Annotated in this window: 11 protein-coding genes; 2 read left to right on the top strand and 9 right to left on the bottom strand. The window is 40.7% G+C overall.

All coding sequences use genetic code 11. The annotated features are described in order from the left end of the window. Positions 1 to 60 precede the first annotated feature (60 nt). Together IL356_RS09640 and IL356_RS09635 are read left to right on the top strand one after the other, a co-directional pair. Entirely contained in the window at positions 61 to 1194 is a 1134-nt protein-coding gene (locus tag IL356_RS09640; RefSeq protein ID WP_162987900.1) for an FIST signal transduction protein, read from the top strand. Further along, entirely contained in the window at positions 1191 to 2957 is a 1767-nt protein-coding gene (locus IL356_RS09635) for a PAS domain-containing hybrid sensor histidine kinase/response regulator (protein WP_121849203.1), read from the top strand. The genes IL356_RS09640 and IL356_RS09635 overlap by 4 nt, the downstream gene beginning before the upstream one ends. Before the next feature lie 120 nt (positions 2958 to 3077). Here IL356_RS09635 and IL356_RS09630 read toward each other — a convergent pair whose 3' ends face one another. The 9 genes from IL356_RS09630 to ilvD all read right to left on the bottom strand — a co-directional run bounded on the left by IL356_RS09630 (position 3078) and on the right by ilvD (position 14716). Further along, a complete protein-coding gene (locus IL356_RS09630; RefSeq protein ID WP_121849204.1) occupies positions 3078 to 4280 on the bottom strand; it encodes an MFS transporter in 1203 nt (400 codons plus the stop codon). Between the two features lie 328 nt (positions 4281 to 4608). Next, the gene (locus IL356_RS09625; RefSeq protein ID WP_121849205.1) at positions 4609 to 6189 is read right to left on the bottom strand and encodes an NADP-dependent glyceraldehyde-3-phosphate dehydrogenase; all 1581 of its coding nucleotides are present in this window, start codon (positions 6187 to 6189) and stop codon (positions 4609 to 4611) included. Positions 6190 to 6309: 120 nt separating this feature from the next. Continuing rightward, on the bottom strand, positions 6310 to 7560 hold the full coding sequence (ilvA, locus tag IL356_RS09620; RefSeq protein WP_121849206.1) for a threonine ammonia-lyase IlvA: 1251 nt from the start codon (positions 7558 to 7560) through the stop codon (positions 6310 to 6312). Positions 7561 to 7629: 69 nt separating this feature from the next. After that, complete coding sequence (ilvC, locus tag IL356_RS09615; protein ID WP_121849207.1) at positions 7630 to 9105, bottom strand: ketol-acid reductoisomerase; 1476 nt, start codon at positions 9103 to 9105, stop codon at positions 7630 to 7632. Between the two features lie 106 nt (positions 9106 to 9211). Then, positions 9212 to 9742 (bottom strand): acetolactate synthase small subunit, encoded by a 531-nt coding sequence (gene ilvN / locus IL356_RS09610; RefSeq protein WP_121849208.1) that lies wholly within the window; start codon positions 9740 to 9742, stop codon positions 9212 to 9214. 89 nt (positions 9743 to 9831) lie between these two features. After that, positions 9832 to 10602, bottom strand: coding sequence for a class I SAM-dependent methyltransferase (locus IL356_RS09605; protein ID WP_121849209.1), 771 nt, complete (start codon positions 10600 to 10602; stop codon positions 9832 to 9834). Between the two features lie 8 nt (positions 10603 to 10610). Beyond that, on the bottom strand, positions 10611 to 11195 hold the full coding sequence (locus tag IL356_RS09600; RefSeq protein WP_121849210.1) for an O-methyltransferase: 585 nt from the start codon (positions 11193 to 11195) through the stop codon (positions 10611 to 10613). A gap of 31 nt (positions 11196 to 11226) precedes the next feature. Continuing rightward, the gene (ilvB, locus tag IL356_RS09595) at positions 11227 to 12960 is read right to left on the bottom strand and encodes a biosynthetic-type acetolactate synthase large subunit (protein WP_121849211.1); all 1734 of its coding nucleotides are present in this window, start codon (positions 12958 to 12960) and stop codon (positions 11227 to 11229) included. 73 nt (positions 12961 to 13033) lie between these two features. Further along, positions 13034 to 14716: a dihydroxy-acid dehydratase gene (ilvD, locus tag IL356_RS09590; protein WP_121849212.1), complete on the bottom strand. Its 1683-nt coding sequence runs from the start codon at positions 14714 to 14716 to the stop codon at positions 13034 to 13036. Positions 14717 to 14770 lie beyond the last annotated feature (54 nt).

Here is a 14770-nt window from a genome sequence, read left to right as displayed (position 1 = left end):
TATATGAATTAAGACTTTTTTTCGTTAATGATGTGTGTAAACTTTTTCTTACATATATCAATGAAAATTTTTAGAAGACAAATCACGACTAAAAGTGACATAGCCCATCTCGAGCTCTCTTTTGAACCGGATGTGGTGTTTCTTTTTGTCTCGCTATCCTACGAGGGAGTTGAGGAATCTTTAACTGAGATAACAAAAAGATATCCGAGAGCTATAATTATAGGTGGCACTACGGTAGGAGAAATTATCGGCCGTGAGGTCGTTGATGGTACCATAGCGCTAGCTGCCGTTCATTTTGAGTCTACCAAAATCCAACTATATGGTGTTGATTTGCCCGCCGAAGCGGACGAGATTTATGCTACCGGTAAAAGTTTTGCCAACGATATCGATCAAAGTAACCTTAAGCATCTTTTTATTCTCTCAGATGTTCAGACCCTTAGCGCTTCCGATTTACTCAAAGGTCTGAGCGACAACTTGAAAGGTGAAATAGGAGTTACCGGTGGTTTAGCGGGTAGAAGTACTTATATCGATTCTAATTTTATCATCGAAAATGGTGAACTCAAACGCAATAGAATTGTTGCCCTGGGTCTTTATGGTGATTCACTTCAGGTCAATTACAATGCTCGAGGAGGATGGGACAGCTATGGCGTGGAATGCTTAGTAACCAAATCTTCCAATAACAGGATTTTAGAAGTAGACGGACGCCCTGCACTTGATTTTTACAAATCCCGAATTCCATCAAATATCTTTAACGATGTTGATAACGAAGGGTTTAAATACCCAATCAAAGTTCGTAACGAACAGCATACCAATCCGGTAATAAGGGCCTTATTATCGGTTGATGAAGACGAAAAAAGTCTCATTATGTCAGAAGAAATACCTGAAGGCTCTTACGTTAGAATAATGAGGGGCAATATCGATCGATTGATTTACGGGGCCGAAACTTCGGCCAAAACAATTATAGAACGCAACGACAACGACCACCAGCTGGCCATTTTGATCAGCTGCGCGGGAAGACGAAAAGTAATGGGCGATTTGGTTTCAGATGAAATTGTGGCCGTCATGGACCAGTTTCCTGAACACACAAAGTCCATTGGCTTTTACTCATACGGTGAAATATCTCCGTTTTACGGATATAAAACCACCTCACTACACAACTTGACCATGTGCATCACCACATTTTCAGAATCATGAAGTACCATCACAAATTACGCAGACAACTGCAGTCGGCCCAACTTGATTCTAAACAGCTAGAACAACTCGCCCCGTTTTTAAAAATGGTAGATGATAGCTATCGTCTTTTCGATTTTGACATGCAACATGCCGAATCAATATTGGAAGAAAGCTCAAAAGAACTTTTCTTAAGAAACCAACAGCTAAAAAATAATGTAAAGGAGGTAAAGGGCCAATTGAACAAAGTGGCCAGCAATATCAAAGATGTAATTTTTGAAATCGACCTTAACGGAAATTGGTCTTATCTGAACAATGCCTGGGAAGAACTCACCGGACAACCGGTAAAAGAAACCCTCGGCAAACCCGTTGGGGAATGTTTGAAAAATACGAAAGGGAAGCCATTTTTAAACTTAATCAATCTAGAAAGTCCTGAAACAAATACATTTAGCAAAACCCTGGAATCACTTGATAGAAACGGTAAGAAGATTTGGCTGAAGTTTACCATCAATTGTATTAAATCTGATTTAGGCACCATTGACGGTTATATCGGTACTATTGCCAATATTACCAATCTTAAGCGAACCGAATTGCAGCTCATTAAATCGCGGGAAAAAGAAATCAAGGCCAATAAGGCAAAGGGAGAGTTTCTTTCTACCATGTCGCATGAAATCAGAACTCCGTTAAATGCCGTCATCGGTATCGCCCATTTACTTTTGATCGAAGATCCCAAGCAAGAACAAATTGAAAACCTGGAAACACTTAAGTATTCTTCCGAGCATCTTCTGGGGGTTGTGAACGATATTCTTGATTATGATAAGATTGCTTCTGGTTCACTTCATTTAGAAGAAGCCAATTTTAGTTTAAAACAGGTATTGACAACTGTTGAAAGCATCTTCAGTAACATAGCATCCAAAAAAGGAATATCCTTTAAAATAGAAAAGGATGCCTTATTGCAAGACTCTATAATCGGTGATAGCACGCGTCTATCACAAGTCTTGACCAATCTGGTGAGTAATGCCATTAAGTTTACCGAAAAGGGTCAAGTAAATCTCAAAATTAAAGTCGTTGAAGAATCGGAAGATGATTCAAAACTATCTTTTACCGTAATCGATACGGGTATAGGCATACCCGATGACAAGATTGAAAAAATCTTTGAATCTTTCGCCGAAGCGAACCCTAGTACTACGCGTCTTTATGGGGGTACAGGCCTCGGTTTGGCCATATGTCAAAAATTATTGGAACTGATGGGCACATCGCTCAAAGTGGAGAGCACTTTTGGCACTGGCTCTTCATTCAGCTTTGAAGTGAAATTGAAGAAAGGCAACCCTATTGCCTCACTTTTCGAAGATGAGTTGCACGAGAAAGATACCCCAGACCAGTCAAGCTTGTTCGGTCGACGCTTTTTAGTGGTCGATGATAATCGAATCAACCTTTTGGTGGTCGAAAAGTTTTTGAAAAAATGGGGAGTCGGCTTTGATATTGCCACTAATGGTAAAATTGCCGTGGAAAAAGCGGCTTCGAATGAATATGACTTAATTTTAATGGACCTTCAAATGCCTGTTATGGACGGATATAACGCCAGTTTGGCTATAAGAAAATTAGATAGGCCCTACACTCGAAAAGTTCCTATTTTTGCTTTATCAGCCTCCACATCTACTGCCATAAAAACCGACCTTCTGAAATTTGGTATCAACGGACTAATTACCAAACCCTTTAATCCCGATGAACTATTTGCAATTTTGTCGGAAACACTGAATAAAAAAATTGAGATTGATTTGGACTAGTGCTATAACTCAAATAAAAATTGTATTTCCTCTAAAAAGATGGATGATCAATACTGTGGATAGGTTAATAAAAAAGACCGGCTTGTTGGCCGGTCTTTTACTTTAAGAGATAATCTTTATTTAATTTCCGAAGGCCATCTTTTTTAGGCTGTACCCAGCTTTGTGCCGACGGTATAATATAATTCCTATCGCAATCATAACTCCCAATCCGGCTAAAACAGAGCCAACAACTCCTGCATATACCACGCTCAGACCAAAAGTCATTGGCAACCCTGCTAAATAAGCACCGGAAGCATTACCCATGTTAAAGGCACTCTGGTTCATTGAAGAACCGAGCATTTCATTACCTTTTGAAGTATTTATAATCGCCATTTGAATTGGAGTGGATACCGTAAATGCTGCCATACCAACTAAAAAGGTCATACCCAATACGATATACGGGTTAAATGCCAACATAGAATTGACCAATAAAAGCACCACCATTATCGATAAACTTATAGCGACAGCCCTTAAAGGCGAAAAGATTTCTGCCATTTTGGCTCCGATAAAGTTTCCGAAAACCATTCCCAAACCTGCTAAAATCATGGCATAACCTACCATATATTCACCCCAACCGGCCACATCAGTGATTAAAGGTGCTATGTAACTGTACCAAGCGAAAAAGCCTCCCGTACCAATGGTAGTAAGTGCAATCAAAGCCCACAGTTCTCCATTCTTAAGCCCTTTGTTTTCCTTAGAATAGGGCTGCGGTTTTTGGGCGGCAAATTTCGGCATCCATAACAAAATACTGGCAACGGCCAAAAGACCGACCAAGCCCACCATATAGAAAGAAATACTCCAATTATAATGGTGACCGATATATGTACCCGCAGGAACACCGATGACGTTAGCAATGGTAAGGCCCGAAAACATGACAGCAATGGCTCTTGCAGCCTTACCCTCACGTGCCAATTTACCGGCAACTACTGCTCCGATACCAAAAAATGCACCGTGTGGAAGACCCGATAAAAATCGAACCAGCAACAATGCGGTGTAATTGGTTGCAAAACCGGATAAGGTATTAAATAAAGTAAACCACCCCATCAACAACAAAAGAATGGTTCTTGAATTCATTTTAGTACTAAAACGAGTGAGCAAGGGAGCTCCTACTACTACACCCAAAGCATAAGCAGCAATAAAGTGGCCTGCTTGAGAGATGGTAATATCCAAACCCTTTGCTACGTCAGGTAAAATACCCATGATTACAAACTCCGTAAGTCCTATTCCAAAGCCGCCCACCGCTAAGGCGAACAAGGCTTTACTATTATTTATTTTTGTTTCCATAATCTTCCAAATTGTAGGTTCAACTTAAATTCCCTCTTTACTTTAAAGTTGACAACCGGGAACTTTGTCTAATTTGTTGATACAAAATTACAGTGGTTAATTTGGAAAAGACTTTACACGTTTATCCAATATATATGCAATATTACCCCTACTGGCTATTTTTAGCCTAACATAGAGTTAAGAATTAACACAAGTCTAACGATTATAAGACTTTTCTTTAACAAATATGCTGGTATTCAAGGTCTAACACTCATATGAACTTTTTTTGCATTAAAAAGAAAACCCTTGCTTCCGCAAAGGTTTCATGGTCTAAAAAAGACTAGTAAATCTATAAAATATAGTCTGTGCTTACGAAATTCGACAACTTAGCTTCCAACAACTGCTGAATAGTCTCGTTGTTCAAATCATTATCTTTAAACGCAACGAATGTTCTAATTGAAAAAGAACGAAGTGCATCATGAACGCTTAGGGTAGCTTGGGCCGAATCTTTTCTACCAGTAAACGGATACACATCAGGACCTCTTTGGCAAGAACTGTTTAGGTTTACCCTACATACCAGATTCACCAGTGTATCGATTAAAGGTGAAAGCGTATATACATCTTTGCCAAACAGACTTACTTGCTGCCCATAGTTACTTTCTGCCATATCGTTCAAAGGCTCTTCAATATCAGAAAAAGAAAGAACTGGAATAATCGGGCCAAATTGTTCTTCTTGATACACTCTCATATCTTTTGTAACAGGATGTAAAACTGCGGGCCAGATATAATTGTCAAAATGCTGCCCCCCTTTTTTATTGTTTATCTGCGCACCTTTTTGAACGGCATCATCAATCAGCTCTTGAATATAAGCTGGTTTTCCAGGCTCGGGAAGCGGTGTCAACTTAACCCCATTATCCCAAGGATTACCGAATTTAAGGGAATCCACTCGCTTAGTAAACCGTTTCATAAACTCATCTTTTACCTGCTCATGAACATAAATTACTTTGAGAGCGGTACAACGCTGCCCGTTGAACGATAAGGTTCCCGCAATACATTCATCAATGGTCAAATTTAAATCAGCATCTGGCAATATAATCGCCGGGTTCTTGGCCTCAAGACCCAACACCAATCGAAGACGGTTACTTTTAGGGTGTTGTTCTTGCAGGGCATTGGCCGATTTGCTGTTTCCGATAAGTGCCAATACATCTACCTTTCCCGTTTGCATGATAGGGGCGGCCACGGCCCTACCCCTTCCAAAGAGAATATTGACCACGCCTTTAGGAAAACAACTTTGAAACGCTTCAAGAAGAGGCGTAATCAATAGCACCCCATGTTTGGCCGGTTTGAAAATGGTGGTATTGCCCATTATAATGGCCGGAATCAACAGTGCAAAGGTTTCGTTCAATGGGTAATTGTACGGCCCTAAACAGAGTACAACCCCCAACGGACCTCTTTTTATGTGAGCATAAACGCCGTCATGCTTTTGAAATTTGGCCGAATTTCTGTCTAAGTCTTTGTACTCTTCGATCGTATCATAAATATACTCTACGGTACGGTCGAACTCTTTTTGCGAATCCGGTAGCGATTTACCGATTTCCCACATTAAAAGTTTCACTATCTGCTCGCGCTTGGTCTCCATCTTACGAACAAAATTCTCCATGCACTCAATTCTATCCTTTACATGCATGGTGGGCCAAACCCCTTGCCCTTTACCATAGGCCGCTAGAGCAGCATCTAAGGCTGCCATAGCTTCTGGTTCACCCATATCGGGTATACTGCCCAAAAGTGTAGGTTTATACTCTTCGGTGGAAGAAATACTAGAGAATACCTCTGTTACGTTACCGGCCCAAGTTTTTAATTCACCGTTTACTAAATATTTTTTCTGTTCAATGAGCTCCTTAATTTGAAACTCTTCAGGAATGCTTTTCATTAGTGGCTATATAAAAATGTATTGTCAAATTTGTTATCTAACGAAAATACGGAATAAAAAACTCAGAAATATTACTAAATCGTTGCGGATTAACTTAAATCACAGAACAATTCAATAATTTTAAATAAGATACTGAAACAAGTCTGGCTTATCATTCAGGTAATCGCCAAAAAAGTTATTGGCCTTCATCCTATCCATCAATGGGCGTAAATCTTCAGGTCTCTTTAACTCTATACCAACGATGGCAGGTGCATTTTCTCTGCTCGATTTCTTTGAATATTCAAAGTGGGTGATATCATCATCAGGACCTAAAATTTCGGCTACAAACTGTTTTAAAGCTCCTGGCCTTTGAGGAAAGCGAACTATGAAATAATGCTTCAATTTGGCAAAAAGGAGGGCTCGCTCCTTAATCTCTGCGGTTCGTGTAATATCGTTATTGCTGCCACTTAGAATACAAACCACATTTTTACCCTTTATTTCTTCAGCATAAGAGTCTAAGGTAGCAATGGTTAAGGCCCCTGCAGGTTCAACAACTATAGCATCGCGATTATACAAGTCTAATATGGTTTGACAAACCTTACCTTCAGGTACCACCACCATATCGCTCAAATTGTCTTTGCAAATCGAAAAAGTCAAATCGCCAACTTTTTGAACGGCCGCACCATCGATAAACTTATCAATGGCCGAAAGCTCGGTATTCACTCCCTTTTCAATTGATGTTTTCATAGATGGGGCTCCTTCTGGCTCCACACCTATGATCTTAGTACTTGGCGATAAAGGTTTAAAAACACCTATGAGACCAGAAACCAGTCCCCCGCCCCCAACGGCAGCGAAAATATAATCTATGGGCTGATTAAATTGCTGTAGCAATTCGAGACCTACCGTACCTTGACCTTCAATAACCTTAGGGTCATCAAAAGGATGGATAAATGTTTTGTTGTTCTCGATACAAAAATTCATGGAACTCTTGAAAGAGTCATCAAAAGTGTCCCCTTCCAATACCACCTCTACCCAGTCGCCACCGAACATTTGTGTTTGCTCAATTTTCTGTTTGGGGGTGACCGAAGGCATATAAATGGTTCCTTTAATTCCCAAATGATTACAGGCAAACGCTACCCCTTGCGCGTGATTACCAGCACTGGCACAGACAATACCGTTTTGCCGCTCTTTTTCGGTTAAGGAATTAATTTTATTAAAAGCACCCCTTATTTTATAGGACCTCACTTGGTGAAGATCTTCGCGCTTGAGCATAATGTTTGCCCCATAACGTTCAGACAACCGAATACTTTGCGTCAAAGGAGTTAAAGATGCAACCTGACTAATGGTCTCGGCAGCACTTCTTATATCTGCTATGGAAGGAAAATATGGCATAGAAAAAACCCTGTTCGATAAAAACCACCCAAAGGTAGTAGTTAATTACAGAACAGGGTTTAAATAAATTTATACAATCGGCTTCATATCCGTCATAGACGCACGTAATCTAGCGCCTACAATTTCGACGGGATGCTCACGTAAAGCTTTGTTTACAGCGATCAACTTGGCATTATCAACACCATTGCCTTCACCTTCACCAAACTTTTTACCTACTACGTCAACATCTATTTTCTTCATGAAATCGGCCAAAAGAGGCTTGCAAGCATGATCGAACAGGTAACAACCATATTCAGCGGTATCTGAAATAACACGGTTCATTTCGAACAATTTCTTTCTAGCTATAGTATTGGCAATCAATGGAGTTTCATGAAGTGACTCGTAGTATGCCGACTCACCGATGATTCCTGACTCGGTCATACTTTCATAGGCCAATTCAACACCGGCGCGAACCATCGCTACCATCAACACACCGTTATCATAGTATTCTTGCTCGGAAATCTTCATATCTCCGGCAGGAGTCTTTTCAAAAGCGGTCTCACCTGTCTCGGCTCTCCAAGTCAAAAGATTCTTATCATCATTCGCCCAATCTTCCATCATTGTTTTTGAGAAATGACCGGTCATGATATCATCCATATGCTTTTGGAACAGCGGACGCATAATTTCCTTCAATTCTTCCGAAAGTTCAAATGCCTTAATTTTAGCAGGATTAGAAAGACGGTCCATCATATTGGTGATACCACCGTATTTCATTCCTTCGGTAATGGTTTCCCAACCGTATTGAATCAATTTGGAAGCATAAGCGGCATCAACCCCTTTTTCCAACATTTTATCAAAACAAAGAATACTTCCTGTCTGCAAAAGACCACAAAGTATGGTTTGCTCACCCATAAGGTCTGATTTTACTTCGGCCACAAAAGAAGATTCCAACACACCAGCTCTGTGTCCGCCTGTTGCAACCGCATAAGCTTTTGCTTGTTCTAGACCTTTACCTTGTGGGTCGTTATCAGGATGAACGGCAATTAACGTTGGTACCCCAAAACCTCTTTTATATTCCTCTCTAACCTCAGAACCTGGGCATTTTGGCGCCACCATGATCACTGTAAGGTCTTCACGAATTTGCATGCCTTCTTCCACAATATTAAAACCGTGAGAATAAGAAAGGGTGGCACCCTCTTTCATCAATGGCATTACCGCTTTGATTACACCTGTATGCTGCTTATCAGGGGTAAGGTTGATCACCAAGTCTGCACTAGGCACCAATTCATCATAAGTACCTACATTGAAACCGTTCTCGGTAGCGTTGATATAAGATTGTCGCTTTTCTTTAATAGCACCTTCACGAAGGGTATAAGAAATATCCAAACCGGAATCTCGCATGTTGAGACCTTGATTAAGACCTTGGGCACCGCAACCTACGATGACGATTTTCTTACCTTTTAAAGCGGATACACCATCGGCGAATTCCGAAGACTCCATAAATCTACATTTACCCAATTGGGTCAGTTGATCTCTTAGCGATAGTGTATTAAAATAATTTGCCATAGTTAATTTTTCTTTTCATCCTGCCCGGCAGGAAAATGTTCAATTATTGGTTTTAAACTTTCGACGAGCGAAAATATAGATATTAATAGATTATTTACTTATTTAATTAAGCCTCTTCATAAAATTCTTGAAGAAGCGCCGAAATCTGCATTTCAGATTTTGTTACCGATATTCTTCCGGAACGAACAAATTGCATAATGCCAAAAGGCTTTAGTTGCTCGTGCATCTCATCAATTTCGTTTCTTCTTCCCGATTTAGCGATTACAAAAAACTCACGGGCCACGGTGACGATTTGAGAATTATTGTCTTTAATGATATTCTGAATCTGACGTTCGTCAAATAGCAAATTAGAAGCTATTTTGAATAAAGCCGATTCTTGATATATCGTTTCTTCATCAGTGTGATAAAAGGCCTTTATGACCTCAATCTGTTTTTCTATTTGCCCTACAATGTTACGAACCCACTTCTCGGTCGTATTGACAACAATAGTAAATTTGCTAACACCTTCTATTTCTGATTTTGAGACATTTAAGCTTTCTATATTAATGTGTCTCTTTAAGAATATACCTGATATTCTATTTAAAAGTCCTACGTTGTTTTCGGAGTAAACCGAAATGGTAAACCATTGTTTTTTCATGATTCAATTGCTAAATAATCTTTCGAGCGCAGCCGATATACAAGCTTCAAATTTGACACCTCCTCTCGACTGCGCCCGAGAGGTTCGAACTATATTTTTTGGGCCACAACCCTAATTCTTTTATAATCTGCCAACCATTTACCTTCTTGGTATAATTCTGGTTTAATAGTTTGTTCTACTTCAGAAATTATTTCGGACACCATTTTCTTATCGACCCCTTTGAAAAAAGGTTTCGCAAACATGCCCAACCAATCACGTAAACCGGATTCTTCATCTGCAAGTTCTGTTGATCGTTCATACCATTGGGCAAAAGTTACCTTAAAACCTTCGGCTTCCAAAGCCCAAGTGTATTCGCTAACAGAGGGAAAATACCAAAGTTTTAAATTCGACTGCTCGACAAAACCATGGGTCAACAAACTATGCCTAAGAGCGGAAACTATGGCCTCTACGTTTCCTTCACCACCCAGTTCTACAACCAATCTACCGCCCGGTTTCAAATTCTGGTACATTTTTACGATTGCCTCTTGATAATCGGTTACCCAATGTAATGCTGCATTCGAGAAGACGGCATCATATGTACCTTCGGCATCATACGAAGTGGCATCCCCAACTTCAAAATGAAGATTCGGGAACCTCTTTTTAGCCTCTTCAATCATTGATTCAGACTTGTCTATGCCCGTAACCTCACTACCAAAGGCAGCTATTTCAGAAGTGAGCTGACCTGAGCCGCAACCTAAATCAAGAACTTGCTCTTTCGGTTGCGGGTCTAGCAATTTTATTAGGCTTTTACCATAATCGTATACGAATGAATACTTATCATTGTACTGTTTCGCATTCCATCTATGTGCAACTTGTTCCATCTTCAGTATTAATTAGAAGCGACTTTTGATGCAATAATCAATCCGGTCGACCAATTCAACTTAGTCAACACTAAATCATCTCTATCTTCTAAATCATTTACCAGTCTATCCACATTATCTTGATGACCATCGGGCCAGTTTGGCTGGGCCCTCATATCATCAATTACATAAAACCCGCCGACCTTTAACAGACTAATAACTTCATCGAGATGACTGTATTTACCTGGCCAAGCATCAGCAAAAATTAAATCGAAATTCGGGCCATCATATTCCATGATCCAATCTGCTCCATCCATACATTCTAGTTGAACCCTTTCATCTTTTACATAATCACCAACAATTGATATCAATTCAGGGTCATTATCAACACTGATTAAAGTGGCCTTCTCAGCCAAACCTTCCAACATCCAAGAAAGACTTAGGCCCATTCCCGTCCCTAGCTCCAAAAAATGTCCGTCTGGTTTAGAGCCGATCAAAGTTTTAAGCAGGGTACCGATATATACATCAGAAGGCATTGAGAAATTCAACTCGGCGGTTTTCGCCAGCAATTCGGAGTACACTTCAGGAAAGTCTAGAATATTGGAATCTAACATGATAAATAACGTTATTTAAACCAATTTTTAGTTATTTCAAACGGATGTCTGACACAGACGCACCCGTCGGAATCATTGGGAAAACATTATCTTCTTTCTCAACTTTAACCTCTAGAAAATAAGGCTTATCCGAAGCCATCATTTCTTGAACTACGGCAGACAGATCTTTTCGCTCAGAAACTCTTTTGGCCTCGATATGATATCCTTCAGCTATTTTGACAAAATCAGGATTCACCATAACAGTCGATGCATATCTTCGATCAAAGAACAACTCTTGCCACTGTCTTACCATACCTAAGTGATCGTTGTTCAAAACCACGATTTTCACAGGAAGGTTATGTTGAAAAATGACACCTAGCTCCTGAATGGTCATTTGATAGCCTCCATCGCCTATAATGGCCACTACCTCTCTATCCATAGCACCCATTTTGGCACCGATAGCTGCAGGCAGGGCAAAGCCCATGGTACCTAAACCACCAGAAGTAATGTTACTTTTTGACTTTTTGAACTTAGCATAACGACAACCTATCATTTGGTGTTGACCAACGTCGGTTACAATAACTGCTTCATTACCAGAAGCCTTATTAATTTCTTCAATAACCTCGCCCATGGTCAGACCTTGCTTGGTCGGGTGTATATCTTTTTCAATGACCTCTTTGAATTCAATTTCATATTTTTTCTTGAATTCATTGTGCCATTCTTCGTGACTGTTCTCTTCTATTAAAGGAAGAATCAAACCTAAAGTCTCTTTGCTATCGCCCAAAACGGCCACATCTACGTGAACATTCTTATTAACCTCAGCCTTGTCAATTTCAAAATGAATGACCTTGGCCTGTTTGGCGTAGGTGTCTAAATTTCCTGTCACACGATCATCAAATCGCATGCCTATAGCAATAAGCAAATCGCACTCATTGGTCAATAAGTTAGGACCGTAATTACCATGCATACCTACCATGCCCACATTTAAAGGGTGGTCTGTATCAATTGCAGAGGCACCCATGATGGTCCATGCCGCAGGAATACCGGCTTTTTCGACCAAAGCCTTTAGTTCTTCCTCTGCTTTGCCCAATATGACACCTTGACCCCAAACTATCATCGGCTTCTTGGCCGCATTGATCAAGTCGGCCGCCGCCTCAAGCGCCTTTGGGTCTGGTTTGGGTACCGGTGTATAACTTCTTACCCCAGTACATTTCTTGTAGCTGAACTCGAACTCATCGAACTGTGCGTTTTTGGTAATATCAATCAGCACAGGACCAGGACGACCAGACTTAGCGATGTAGAACGCCTTTGCCATGATTTCCGGAATTTCTTCGGCCTTAGTGATTTGATAATTCCATTTGGTTACCGGTGTTGAAATACCAATGATATCAGTTTCTTGAAAAGCATCTGAACCTAATAAATGGCGAGTCACCTGGCCCGTAATGCAGACCATGGGGGTTGAATCAATCTGTGCATCGGCTAAACCGGTCACTAAATTGGTCGCACCCGGCCCTGATGTTGCCATGGCAACACCAACCCTACCAGAAACTCTGGCAAAACCTTGAGCCGCATGAACGGCACCTTGTTCGTGACGAGTGAGAACGTGATTAAGTTTGTCTTGAAACTTATAAAGCTCATCATAAACGGGCATTATAGCACCCCCAGGATATCCATAGAGAACATCGACCCCTTCAGCCAATAGACAATGCATAATCGCCTCGGCCCCTGAAATTTTTAATTTGGTCTTACTCTTTGTCTCTTCGGTTTTCATTTTAATTGCTTCCATCTTTAAACGGTCATTCTAACATGGTGAAGATTGTCACCACGACTTTTTAAACAATCAGAAAATAATCTCTTTATTAAAACTCATCGGTAACACAGCCTTTTGAAGCCGACGAAACCGTCTTTGCATATTTATACAGAACTCCTCTGTCAAATCTTAATTTCGGAGCCTTCCATTGGGCCCTTCTCTTCTCAAGTTCTTCGTCGGATATCTCTATGTTGATCGTATTTTTTACGGCATCGATGACAATGGTGTCTCCATTTTCAACCAAGGCAATATTACCACCTACTTGCGCTTCCGGAGCCACGTGACCCACAACAAAACCGTGGGAACCACCTGAAAATCTACCATCGGTAATCAATGCTACATCTTTACCCAAACCAGCACCCATAATAGAGGATGTAGGTTTTAACATCTCTGGCATACCCGGACCACCTTTAGGACCCTCGTAACGAATAATCACTACATCGCCCTTCTTGACCTTTCCGCCTTTGATGCCTTCATTTACCGCAGCTTCACTATCAAATACATTGGCTGTACCTGTAAAAGAAAGGCCTTCTTTACCCGTAATTTTAGCAACTGCGCCTTCAGTGGCCAAATTGCCGAACAATATTCTAATATGTCCAGAATCTTTGATGGGATTATCGACCTTTCTAACGATATCTTGGTCTGCATCCAATTCAGGGGCATCCGCCAAATTCTCAGCTAGCGTTTTGCCAGTCACCGTTAAACAATCACCGTGCAGCATTCCCAATTCAAGCAAATATTTCAACACGCCCGGAACGCCGCCAACGGCGTGTAAATCTTCCATTGCGTATTTACCGCTCGGTTTCAAATCGGCCAATAATGGTGTCGAATCACTTATTCTTTGAAAATCAGCTAATGTAAAGTCAACCTTCGCCGCCTTTGCAATAGCTAAAAAGTGCAATACCGCATTGGTAGACCCGCCTAATATAGTTACCAAACGTATGGCATTCTCCAATGACTTTTTGGTTACGATGTCAGATGGTTTAATATCTTTTTCCAACAATAATCTAAGTGCCTCACCAGCCCTCACACATTCTTTCTCCTTCAGATTACCACCACTAACGGCCGGGTTGGAGGAATTAAAAGGTAATGACATACCTAATGCTTCAATTGCCGAGGCCATGGTATTCGCTGTGTACATTCCGCCACAAGCTCCTGCCCCGGGGCAAGCCTTATGAATGACCTCTTTGTATTCTTTTTCATCAATGGTACCGGCCACTTTTTGACCAAAAGCCTCAAATGCCGAAATAATATCTAGCTTTTTACCATTATGGCACCCCGAAGCAATGGTACCGCCATATACCAATATAGATGGACGGTTCAATCGAAGTTGTGCCATTAGTGCACCAGGCATATTTTTATCGCAACCGACAACGGTGACCAAGCCATCATAGCCCTGTGCCTCCATTACGGTTTCCATCGAATCAGCAATCAAATCTCTTGAAGGAAGCGAAAAACGCATTCCCGGGGTACCGTTCGAAATACCGTCACTTACGCCAATTGTATTAAAAATCAAGCCTACCAAATCAGCATTCTCAGTTCCTTGCTTTACTTGTTTGGCCAAATCGTTCAGGTGCATATTACAAGGGTTACCTTCATAACCTGTACTGGCAATACCTATCAAAGGTTTTTTCAAATCTTCATCGGTCAGGCCAATGGCATGCAACATAGCCTGTGCTGCTGGAAGGGTTGGGTCTTGAGTTACGCTATAACTGTATTTCTTTAAATCCATCTATATAAATAATGTGTTGTTTTTAGCTGGTTGTTCAACTTCTATTTCAAAAGT

Source organism: Euzebyella marina (assembly GCF_014855515.1).
In the GTDB taxonomy this organism is placed as follows: Bacteria; Bacteroidota; Bacteroidia; order Flavobacteriales; family Flavobacteriaceae; genus Euzebyella; species Euzebyella marina.
This window is presented reverse-complemented; position numbering and strand designations above follow the sequence as displayed.